The following is a 12,397-nucleotide window of genomic DNA, read 5'->3' on the forward strand; positions in this document are numbered from 1 at the left end:
AATATCAATCGTAAACACAGAGGCTAACTGGAGAATACGTTGCTCAATCCAATCACGGCGGTGTTCAAAACTCTGACCACTGACCTGATCAATACCACACAGATAAGCTCTGCGTACACAGCGATTAACTACGTGATACCAGGGTGTATCGGAAAGACTGATTTGTTCACAGCGAGCTTTAGTCATGATGCCAGACCTTCAAATGATAGATTTATGATAACTCATATTTATCACTATTTAAAAGTGGACCAGTTAAAAGTGGGTGTCCTTTTGTCTCCCTCCACTATTTAAAAGTGGGTGTCCTTTTTGTCTCTGTCCCTTCCTTTTGTCTCTGATGTTAGACATGATTCAGTTCCTGTAATTAAAGAAAAACCGCCACCTTGCGGTGGCGGTTAATAGCTTAACTAAGCCTTACAACTGGTCTTAGACCAGCAGAAGGATTAAGCGATTTCGATCAGGTTTACAGTACCAGCACCTGCAGCTTCCAGACCAGTAAAGTTTCCGCCTACCAGCTGTACAACTGTGTCGGTTACACCATCCTGGAATACGAAAGCAGCATCTTCCGCATCAGTTGTGTCAAGATCACCGTTCGCGTCGTAGTTAAACATTACCGTTGCACCACCATCAATGTTAGCTGCTAGGTAAGCCAGAGCATCAGCCAGAGAGATCTGATTTGCGCCAGTACCTACTACAACTGCAGAGAATGCGTCAGTGTCGTCAGTATCGAAGGTGATAACACCATCATTACCGATTCGGTGAGACTGAATCACACCTGCATTATCGCCATCGACACCGTTAGCACCACCGGCATCGAGTGCAGCAATAGTAGTCGTATCCAGGTTCAGCTTGTCATCACCTGAGTTGGTACCCGCAGTAGCAGCAGCTACCGGAGTAGCTAGTGCAACGCCACCCGCATCGAAACCATAGATCACGTCCCAACCGCTAGCAGTGGATTCACCGTCAGCGATAGATACAACGTCTGCATTGCCATCAATAGTCGCAGTGTTCTGCAATACGAACTGATCTGCACCCGCACCACCGTTGAACAGGTCAGTACCGCCACCACCGACAGCAGCATCGTTACCCGCACCACCGCTAAAGGTCAGGAAGTCATCTGCTGCAGTCAGCAATGCAACGTCGTTACCAGCTCCACCGGAGAAAGTAACGCCCTCTGCAGTAGCACCACCAGCAGTATCAGTCAGGATGTACAGGTCAGAGTTAGCAGTACCAGCAAAGCTCAGGTTAGGAGCTGCAGTGCCGTCGTCAAACGTAGTTGCCACGCGACCGTCCAGTACAGCCGTACCAGTTGACAGAGCGGCGCCGGTCCAACTCAGTCTTAGGTCAGAGCCTGCACCTACCGCCAGCATCTGATCTACGTCACCCACACCCGCGCCATCACCTGCAACGTCGATAGCGACCGCAGCAACACCACCGCTCATCGCCACCGTGTTGGTCGCCAGGCTGGCGTTGATACCGGTGTTCAGGTTGTCAGTGAAGCTGTCGATACCAGTACCCAGGTCTACCGTGTCGTTGCCGTCTTTGGCGGTAACGATGTCATTACCCGCACCAGCAGTAATAACGTTGTCACCACGGTCACCGTGAATGGTATCCCAGCCGCTACCGGTGGTGATGGTGTCGGACTGCGCAGAACCCGTCAGGTCATTGTCACCATTACCCGCTGTGATGCTGATGTTCTTACCCGCAGAACCCAGCGCGCTGAAGGTGTGGTCACCGTTCGCCAGCGTTACCTTTGCGTTGTCACCCAGCGAGATAACGTCTGCTGTTACATCACCGCCAACCTGAGACGCATCCAGAGTAGTCAGGGAGTTGTTCAGCGCTGCACCGGATACGGTGTTCAGGTCAACATCATCCGCTGCCGAAATCGTCAGAGATGCCATGTTCTTAGCATAGATGTTGTTGATGGTTGTTACTGCATTAGCTCCACCCACCTGGTCATCTTCATCTGTGATCTTAATATCCATCGACGTGATGCCATGCGCCGTCAGCTGACCCAGGTTGTACGCCTGAGCACCGAAGATAACATCATCCAGGCCAGAGTTGATGTTCACGGTCAGGGCTGTTGCGGTGTTGTTCGCCAGCGTCACACCGTTGAAGTTCGCCGTGTCTTCAGCATCATCGAGAACACCTTTGTAGGCTGCATCGTAGGCTGCTGTACCCACTGCACCAGCCGCCAGACCTGCCGCTTCAGCCACAGCGCGGGCAGCCGCTGTGTTGCGATCATCCGTGTCCAGGTCAGCCTGGAAGTTCAGTTCGGTCAGCGCAGTATCGGTCAGCGTGATGATATCTGTTGGGCCCGCACCGTTGATGTTGAATGGCTCTGCCGTGGTTGGGGACGCATCAGCATTACCATCCGCTGCGATATCCGCCAGGATAACCAGCTGATCAACATCGGCGTTAGCCATGCCCAGCTCAACATTTTCAGTCGCAATGATATGCAGACCTTCAATGTCGGTCAGAGACAGTGCAGAATCATCGCTGAAGGCCGCACGCACAATATCGCTACCACCTGCATCAGAGATGCTGTCAACGGCCTGGAAGTCGTCGATGTTTTCAAAGGTCAGGATGTCGTTACCGGCACCCAGTTTGATATCCTGAGTAACCGCTGTACCGTCAGTTTTACCTACGGTCAGACGCAGGTCGCTCAGCTGAGCAGATGCATCAACCGTTGCGGCAACCAGCGAGTCGTCTACTGTGTAGGACTGGTCTGCAACACCACCAGACAGCGTAACTGTACCGGTGTGGTTCTGCGCCTGGGTCAGGTTAACAATGTTGGACTCTGTGTCCGCATCAACGATGGTTACGCTTTCAACCGTTTCTGCCGCTGAAGCGCCTGTCGCGTTCAGGGTGTAATCGAAGGTTGTGCCTGTGTTGAGGTCATTTTCAACGGTGATCGCAACAGTGTCGTCATTACCGGAAGCATCTTTCAGCTGGGCATTAACCACAGCGTCAGTGCCAGCAACCGCATCTGTAATGGAGTGACGCAGCACCAGGTTACCGTTAGATGCCAGATCTGCACCCAGATCTACCAGGTTGAAGGTCGCGCCATCGAAGTCACCGCCACCGACGTCACCAGTTGCATCGCGGAATTCATCACGCATAATAACTTTGGTCAGGTCTGCATCGAATGCATCGAAATCAACAGTCTGAGCTGTAGCAGCATCATCATTCACCGTATCTGTACCCTGCTGACGCAGTTCCAGAGTCTGAACGTTGCTGATTGCAGCATCACCGGCAATGCCTGCTGTCGTCACCAGAGTGTTTGCACCGGTACCACCGTCCAGTGTATCGCGGTTGGTCGTAGACGTTGCAGCGAAGCTTGTACCTGTCCAGAAGGTGTCATCGCCCGTACCGCCCTGAATGCTGGTGTGTACGGGTTCACCGGAGTTACCTGGATCCTGGAAACCACCCAGTGCGGTGCTCACATCCAGTGTCAGAGTACCGGTGAAGGCAGAGGCATCCAGGTCCAGCAGGCCAACCGCTTTAGGGTTTGCCAGTGCACCTGCGGTAAAGTTCATGAACTCGGTCGCCGCGTTGGCACCTGCGCCTGAAGCCGCAGTCAGGTTAACGATGTCCAGGTAGTCACTACCGGTAATCGTCAGGGTTTCCATTTCGTTCACGGACAGGGCGCTGATAGCAACGCCATTTACTGCGTGCAGGTTTACGGCTTCAAAACCTTCAGTATTAGCGCCAGTGCTCAGTGCGTTCTGAGTGATGGTGTTCGCCAGTACATCGTTGAGTTCCAGATTGGCGGTTTCAGTACCGGCCAGTACACCGCGCTGGTAGTTAAAGGTAACGGTCGTTGTTGCATCCGCCGCGTCTGCTACACGCAGGTTGGCCGCTGGCGTGGTGATGTTGTTGACGGTTACGGTGTTTGCATCCGCTGTGATTTTGTCGATGTTTACGGTACTAACATCGTCTGCATAGCGCAAGTCAACAGTTGTGGTGTTACCGGTCCACTCCAGGTTAACAATCTGGATATTGTTCAACTGTGGTGTAACGGTGGGTGTAGTACCTTCATCAGCGTTGGTGTTACCGATTTCAGCGTTCAGTGTGTTATCGGTACGGCCTGCTTCACCCGTCAGCTCATCTTCATCCTGTAGGGACAGGATGCGGTCACTGCCATCTGGAGTGAAAACCATGTCAGAGTTGAAGATGTTTGCGGTTGCTTTATCGCTTCCATTGGTCAGGTCAAAGCTAGGGCCAGCAGGGGTGCTGGTATTCGTATCAATAGTACCATCATCCTGAATAGTACCAGAGTTAACACCATCAACTACGGAACCATCAGTCGGTACGGTTGTACCCAGAATGTCAGCAACAAACGCATCATAATCTTTGGTAACACCTGCAACGCCAGCTAATGGGTTACCACCAATTACGTAAGACATAGTACTCGCACCCAGCACAGTGACAACAGCACCGTTGCTTAGTGTTAATTGAGCCGTATCGCCAGCTATTCTTGCACTGGCAATTGTCAGACCGCCAATCAGCTGAACTGTATTTGAACCCTCAACATCAGAAATACGGATTTCTGCATTATCGTCAATCAGGTTAGCAGACAGTACATAAGTGTCATCACCTGCTGCTGCACCTACGATTCCACGCTGTACGTTAACTGTATCGTTAGACATTCCTACTTTCCTCAAGAATTTAAACTATAGGTTTGTGATGCAGCAGGAATACCACATCACAAACCAAGTATCATCCATTAACACTACCCGCAAATTATTGCCGTTAGTGTCAGCTACTTACTAATTAAGCCAGAGTAATATCAACCAGCGAAGGATCTGTCACGCCATTCAGCTCGACACTGATAACATCACCATTTGCATCCTGACCCAGGTTAACAAAGATAGACTGATTAATCTGATCAACCTGAACACCGATAACACCAGTGTCGATTGTATCACCTGCCAGATCAGACAGAGTCACACCATCTGCACCCGTCAGGCCTGCCAGACTCAGTTTATCCGCAGCAGTATCAAAGCCATCAATCACATAATTGCCATCATCCAGCTGATCACCAGATAACTGGATAACATCTGATCCAGATGTCGCTGTTACATTACCAGAAGCATCAGGTGTCAGCACATTAACACCACCGGTAACACTTGTGTCATTAACTGTGACTGTAGCAGTCTGACCAGCTACCGTAAGAGCCAGAGTTTCTGCGCCTTCAGTTGCATTATCTGCAGTCAGATCAACAACCAGAGTACCTACGCCATTAGCTACAGTAATATTACCTGTCAGAGCCGTTGCAGTATCTGCCGCTTCAACACCAGAGATAGTGTAAGCATAGTCACCATCAGTAGCGTTCTGTGCATTCAGAGTAAAGGTTACAGAAGAGCCCTCATTTACTGCTGATGCATCAGAAGCCAGAGTATAGGTAGGCGTTACTGCATTCATACCATCAGTAATATCAACATTAAATTCATTAATGTTTGTTACACCGTCTGAAGCCTTCAGCTCACCATTCAACAGCTGGTCAGCTTTCATTTCCAGATCAGCCATTACAGAATTAGCAAACTGACCGTCAGTTGATACTGCATTGCCAGCCAGGTTGAAACCTGTGCCAATACTATAGCCAAAGTCCAGAGTTCCCAGCAGTACGCCATCATCATTAAAGTTTGCACTATCGGATGCAGAAGTTAATGAGAATACCTTGTACTCACCTGGGTTGTTTACATTCTGAACCATAACAACATGCTTATGTGTAGAACCAATCAGGTCACCACCAGCGGTTGTTGTTGCTGCATCCAGCGATGAATTCTGAATTGTACCGGTACCCAGAATTGCAGCACCAGCATTACCATTCAGAGCAGCAACCAGGTTAGTCGCATTCAGACCAGCCCAGTCAACTGCATTAGCGTTAGCCGCATCAGCAGTAAAGTTCAGAACGCTAACAGAGTTAGCTTCAGCCGTTGCGTCAGTATTAACAGTGTTAGCAATAGCTACAGTAGACTGAGTATTGCTGTTACCTGTAGATACATCTACACGGTTATCCAGGATAGATGTGAAGTCCAGCAGATGGTTACCAACGGTCAGAGCACCAGAACCAGCAACATCGGAATCAGTGTTATCGAAGAAGTTAACAACACTTACTTTACCGAATGTACCTGTCACTTCCAGTACGTTAGCACTGTTATCATTAGAGTGCAGCACAACCAGATCGTTGCTACCAGTACCCATGTTGATGGTAGAGAAGTTGATAGCAGTAGCATCATCAGTTGTAGCAGTGATGTTACCTGTGTTAATAGCAGTATAGTCAGAACCTACCACACCATTAACACCAACATTACCGGCAAAAACGCCCTTCGCGCCGTTACCAAACTCCGCCTGCCCCATTTGAGCAACGATAGCTGCGCTATCACCCAGGCTGGTAGAAGTAATATCAGTTGTATCAATAATACCCTGACGCAGAGCTGTTACGTCAGCAGATGCCAGATCATTCGTAGTCAGGACAGGCTGAGAGATCTTAACACTCAGATCATTCAAGCCACCTACAGTAGAGGTAATAACCAGCTCCTGCACACCTGTACTGGATGTATCAGAAGAAGTACCACCTACGCCAGCTGTAGTTGCAGTTTCAGCATCGTTTTCAACTTTCAGCAGACGAGCCAGCTCAGGATTAGCAGCAATCGCACTCTTAATCGCTTCGTTGATCGTCAGCTGGTTAGCAATGTAGTTACCGTTCGCATCTGTTGGGATATTAACAGTCTGCTCGAAACCTGCGAAAGAAACTTCAAGTGTTGCGTTATACAGTACACGCTCACCAAACACCTGCGCTCCGGTATCCTGACCGAAGGTCCACATACCAGTAGATGCATCGCCATTCTGATCAGTGGAGTTGATACGAACGAAGTCGCTGCCGTCACCAGCATTGATATCGAACGTGCCATAAGCATTCAGATTAACGTCATCATCACCAGAACCGGCATTAATCGTCAGGTTATCCAGCGCCTGCATAGTCTGGAAAGACACGTCTGGCACGTTATCCAGATCAACGGTATCCATGATAACCGTAACTTTATCACCACTTGCACCAGTATTCACTGTAAAGCTGGTACCGTCCTGATCAACCGCATCACCGTCCAGAGCAACTACAACAGTGTCGCCTGCCACACCAGTAGTGTAGTTGAAATCACCTTTTTCAGTACCGTCGATTGACGCTGTAACATTGATAGCACCACCACCAGTTGCAGTGAAGGTATCAACATTCATCATCGCTGTTGAGCTACCAATGGTCAGATCACCAGAGAAGCCACTTGCGTTAACCGTTTCAACATTAGTATTGTTGCTCCAGTTTTCGTTATCACTACCACCATTAAAGGCATCACGGATAACCAGATCAGCGCCGTCCCAGGTAGCACCATCAGCGATATTAACAGTGTTCAGAGCCTGATCAGTAGAGGATACATAGCCCAGGTTAGATGGCTGGTCATTAGTACCATTAACATCAATATTAAATACTGCGATACCATCAACCTGATCAGTTTCAGTGTCAGTCAGAGAATTCTGATCCTTACCACCGATAACCAGGTTACCACCTTCACCGTCGCGGCCTACTTTTTCCAGCTCAACGTTGATAGTAACAGGCTTATTCTGCTCTTCTGTAGAGCTTACTTCTGCACGGTCATAACGGTTAGAGTTCTGAACCAGGGTACCATCAGTAGAAGTAGGGTTCTGATCAGAAGGCGCCAGATAAACCAGGTTTTCGTTTGCTGTCAGCTCAACACCTTCAACACCTTCCAGACGAACAATTGGAGCAGTACGACTACTACCAGTTGCACCCTGTGCAGTTTCTTCGGTGAACTCACCACCGATAACAGCAGTTACCTTATCAGACAGTCCCAGCTGCTCAATTGCAGCATTCATCGCCTCAACCAGCTGCTCGTGTGTACGAATCGCTGTACCAGTAGCATCCTCATCGCTACCAATCAGAGGAGCCAGCTGATAAGTTTCACCATCCAGTTCAAAGTTCAGACGCTCGAAGGTTACACCATCAAGCAGTTCAACATCTTGTTTACCTTCTTGAATCAGATCGTATGCATCCTGGTTCATAACGCGGTAATCAATGCTGCTAGAAGCACCGATCTTGCCAGAAATCAGGTAATCTTCATCGAAGTATACTGTCAAATCGGATGCATCACCGTCGCTATTAACGTTATCAGTGTGATCCATAATAATGGTCAGATCTTCGGTGTTACGAGCATCAGCCAGGTTACCCGTTTTAGTCAGTGTGGTCAGGTTTTCGATAACCAGATCACCGTCAGACTGTTTAGAACCGATCTTAACAACATCGGTCATGTACTTGGCATCAACAGTTACAACTGCACCACTGCCATTGAACCCCAAGTCAGGAGCATAATCACGAGACTCAATCGTTATCTCTTCAATCTCTTCTGTCCTAGGCTGAACATCAATATCGTTCCAGCCGTTATTAATACCAACAAATTCTTTCGTCAACTGAGCATGCAGGTAGTCATAACCATTCTGACCGTCCAGCTTATCAGCAGAAGAAAGGGTATTAGACACACCACCAGCCATGCTATTCTGAGCCATGAAGGCTTCAAAAGAGTCAGACTCTGAAGTACCTGTCAAGCGATCAGTACCAGAACTCAGCTCAATAGGGGCGTTATCAGAAGGTGCTTCAGCACCATTAATCAGCTCTACAATTGAGGTAGAAGAAGATACATCAGAGTTCTGGTCAACATTCTGCAGAACAGCCTGCAGTGAAGCCAGATCATTAGCGTTGCCGCCCATGTCTACACTGTAGTAAGTCGCTACAGCAACTTTGTTAGACAGAGCCTGGGCAGATGCACCCCAGTTAGCGTCGTCTGCAGATACAGCGCTCAGAGCCTGTACTGCACTCAGAATTACTTCACCACGATCCGCACCAGCATTCAGCTGACCAGTAACAAAAGCTTCTGCTTCTGCAACAGTGTCTGCGCTGGCTTCAACCAGAATGTTTGAAACAAACTTTGCTGCAAACTCTTCGTTTGTCAGCCACTCTGCGTAGATAGACTTAAACTCAGCAGATTCTGCCAGACCAGAAGCCGTTACTTCCAGGCTTTGGCCGATTTCCGTTGCGCGTACAAAATCATTCAGCAGATTAGTGCTTGGAGCAGCATCAAACATGCCTACTACCAGGCTAATGATATCTGCGCGAGTTTCAGCTGTAATAGCCATCCATTTCTCCTTGATCAAGGGTCAGAAATTAACATCGAATGTTAAATTAAATTTACTGTTTCTGGTGAAAGACACCACCTGCGCCCAGCCATCAGACTGCATCCTGCAGGCCAGTGCATCCACACAAACTTGCACGTCGGGCAAGACTACTGAAAGAAAGTCTACCGGGATGTGACCAGCATCACACGATGCTGAAATTACCCCGGTTCAGTACCGATGGGTACATCAAGGCAACATATTGTTACCTTAATGACACCTGCGGAAAAAAGCTTTTCAGATAATACTTTACCCCACGGCGATAATTCCGTGCGCCGGTCATCATAGACATAGTCGCCTTTTTTGACAACCCATTATATTGCCCATCGCTACAGACATCGTTTTGACGTAAATCATCAAAAACTGAATGCCAGGCCCAGGTCAGTCCGGGTCCCTCTGGTATGGAACAATTCAAGGTTACTTTTTTGCCGCTGACGGCTGACGCTGGCCATCAGGGTAATATTGTCAGCGACAGGGTACAGATACTGTATGACAATGCCGCTACGGAAAATCCGACGAGCTTCTCCATCAGACAGAAGGGGACTGTAGCTTTCGGCATCATTCAGATCCGATAAACTGACCTGTCCATGAAGCACGCCCTTACCAAACGGATACTGGATACCAAACAGAGCACTGATTCCCGCTCGATCTCCACCCGGACGACGACTATAAGCCGACTGGCTATTCATATAATCCAGCTCAGCCGACAGGCGGCTATGACCAATACGACAGTTTGTGCCTGCGGTCAGCTCAATACTGGTGTCATTAACTTCTTTCTGGCCAGGAAAGAATTTCTGCTCTGCTTTCATTCCGGCATAAGGCCTGCAGTTCTCATGACGCCATTGATATCTTATGTCCAGCTCAACACCACTTGATAATGAATGCCCACCATAAAAGATATGATTAACGCCGATCGAACCGGACACGCTGCCACTTAACAGCTCATGGCTGACCTGATAGCTGGACCTGAGTTCAGTGACATCGGTAAAACTGTAGTCACTGAATTTACTGTTAATATAGAAACGCAGGTGCTGAGTATTCCCTGTCCCTGTTTCAGACCTCTGGGCCTGCCATATAATCTGACCAAAATGCCCTTCCACCGGCTTAGAGCTTTCATGCAGAGGCAGCGCCTGAGCAACGCCATCAATCGTCAGCGTCAGATACTCCAGATCGGCCATACCGCTCAGATTGCTGTCATAACCACTTTTCAACATCAGATTATGCCGCCAGCTTACAGCCTGCTGTTCCCAGTATGACTGTCTCTGCTCCAGGTAAGGTCTCAGGGTATCCGGCAGGTCTGACCTCATTAATAGCTGCATATTCAGCTGCAACGCTGCCATCAGCTGTCCATTCAGATAAAGAGCCTGAGAATAATCGACCAGAGCGCCACCGTTTTCAGGATCAAGTAGCAGCGCCCGCTCCAGCATCTCCAGTGCCTGATCCAGTTGACGCGTATTCAGTAACGACGCGCCGTATAAAGCAAAAAATTCTGCTGAATCAAGGCACAAAGGCATCTGCTTACTGAGCCATGATCGGGCTTTCAGCCATTGCTGTACATCGGCATCAAAAGAAACGTAAGGCAACGCCGGGCACTCAGCAGTCAATTGAACAGAAGGAGATGCACCAGCCAGTTCCTCCCCTGCAGCTTTTAAATCTGCTGCAAGCAGAAAAGACAGACAAAAAGGCAGGAGATATCGGATACACCGGATAGAATCAAAACAGGTCATATGACTCATATCATAAAACGAGGGACTGTCCCCGGAGAGAAAACAGATAAAAAAAGGCTACAGGCATTACTATCCACTGTATATTTCCCAACCACCGATTCAATTCCTGGCACCTGTTAAACAACATACAGCCATTTGCAAGGGCTGCCCAAAGCAGACCGGAGTATGCTCGTACACACCCGGACTATCTGATACTGGCAGGCAGATTATTCTACCTTTGCATTTATGTAACGATCTGCCAACTTTTTCACAGTTCAGTATCTTTTTGTTTGCGATCTGTGACGTTTCTGCGACCAGAAATGGACAGCATCAGACAGAAAAGGAAAAATAGCATCTGATCCTTACGCTTTCTGCGGCAACGCATTGATTCAATTCCCAGCCGGATCGCCCCGAATCCTGCACGGGGTTTCAGGTATCCCGGATAGTGTGTTGATGAACCTCCCAGCATAGCCAGCGCTTTCAGCGTCAGCTCAACCTGATCAAGCGCCTCCCCTCCCAACAGTTTTTTCATACGGAATAAAAAAGCCTTATGGCCACGATTCACACCAATCAGGTTACTCTGGTGCTGACGGTAGTCCATCGTAATAGATGAATCGATATACCATTTCATATTGAGGTGGCGCGCCACGGCATAGCAGAACCAGTCATGATATTTAAGGCTTCCCGCCAGCGCCTGATGATCAGACAGGAAGCGCTGAATGGTCTTACTCAACTCAGGAGTCAGAACATAAGTGCAACCAGGACCTGCCGCTTCAAAGCAATAATCCCACTTTTGCTGAGACTGAGATTTTTTCACCTTCTCAGAACGACCATCCGGCCAGAATGCACGCACATCGGAAGAATACCCGGATAACTGATGCCGCTTCATTAATTCGCTCGCCCGGCTGAGTTTATCCTGGTACCAGATATCATCCTGATCGGCAAAAGCTACATAATCACTCTGGGAAAAATCGGCGTCTCTCAGCAAGCGAAAAAAGTTAGCTGTCGCTGAACCATACCGCTGTCCATAAGGCAGCACAGAGATACGATGATCATTCTGTGCCTGTTCGCAGCACCAGTCATAACTGTTGTCATCGGACAGGTCGACACTGATCAGCAGTTTTATACGTACATTATCCTGCTTCAGAATACTTTCCAGCTGTTCAGGCAACCAGTTCATGCCATTAAAAACAGCCATAAGAACCAGTACTTCGGGATAAGCAGAAGCCACACCGGGAAGCTCATCCATCACTTGCTCATGATTACCAGGCAAATCATTCGAAGGCTGGCCAGGCATAGCATCATCCGCGGCTCCCGTTTTGAAACTGCCCCACCATGAGGTATGAGTTTTCCCTGTACGAAAAGCATTACTCAGGAAAATATTCTGCATCAAAAGTCAGCACCTCTGCTAACATAGCGGTAAAAAAGAATGGCTGTCACCAGCCTTA

Annotated in this window: 5 protein-coding genes; all 5 read right to left on the bottom strand. The window is 48.7% G+C overall.

Annotation, left to right across the window (positions count from 1 at the left end; genetic code table 11):
- On the bottom strand, positions 1-186 hold a 186-nt coding region (locus H4O21_RS16510), incomplete at its 3' end, for a hypothetical protein (RefSeq protein WP_220495701.1).
- Positions 187-440: 254 nt separating this feature from the next.
- Positions 441-4,649, bottom strand: coding sequence for a beta strand repeat-containing protein (locus H4O21_RS16515; protein ID WP_182809982.1), 4,209 nt, complete (start codon positions 4,647-4,649; stop codon positions 441-443).
- Between the two features lie 124 nt (positions 4,650-4,773).
- The gene (locus H4O21_RS16520; RefSeq protein ID WP_182809983.1) at positions 4,774-9,207 is read right to left on the bottom strand and encodes a beta strand repeat-containing protein; all 4,434 of its coding nucleotides are present in this window, start codon (positions 9,205-9,207) and stop codon (positions 4,774-4,776) included.
- Between the two features lie 392 nt (positions 9,208-9,599).
- Positions 9,600-10,970: a tetratricopeptide repeat protein gene (locus tag H4O21_RS16525; RefSeq protein WP_182809984.1), complete on the bottom strand. Its 1,371-nt coding sequence runs from the start codon at positions 10,968-10,970 to the stop codon at positions 9,600-9,602.
- A gap of 247 nt (positions 10,971-11,217) precedes the next feature.
- Positions 11,218-12,339 carry a glycosyltransferase gene (locus tag H4O21_RS16530; protein WP_255487344.1) on the bottom strand — a complete coding sequence of 374 codons (1,122 nt, stop codon included), beginning with the start codon at positions 12,337-12,339 and terminating at the stop codon, positions 11,218-11,220.
- Positions 12,340-12,397: the final 58 nt, after the last annotated feature.

The organism is Oceanospirillum sediminis (assembly GCF_014164585.1).
GTDB classification, from domain to species: domain Bacteria; phylum Pseudomonadota; class Gammaproteobacteria; order Pseudomonadales; family Halomonadaceae; genus Oceanospirillum; species Oceanospirillum sediminis.

Bases quoted from the DNA above. Each gene is read 5' to 3' on its own strand.
- H4O21_RS16515 (WP_182809982.1), bottom strand. From the start codon at position 4,649: ATGTCTAACGATACAGTTAACGTACAGCGTGGAATCGTAGGTGCAGCA.
- H4O21_RS16520 (WP_182809983.1), bottom strand. From the start codon at position 9,207: ATGGCTATTACAGCTGAAACTCGCGCAGATATCATTAGCCTGGTAGTA.
- H4O21_RS16525 (WP_182809984.1), bottom strand. From the start codon at position 10,970: ATGACCTGTTTTGATTCTATCCGGTGTATCCGATATCTCCTGCCTTTT.
- H4O21_RS16530 (WP_255487344.1), bottom strand. From the start codon at position 12,339: ATGCAGAATATTTTCCTGAGTAATGCTTTTCGTACAGGGAAAACTCAT.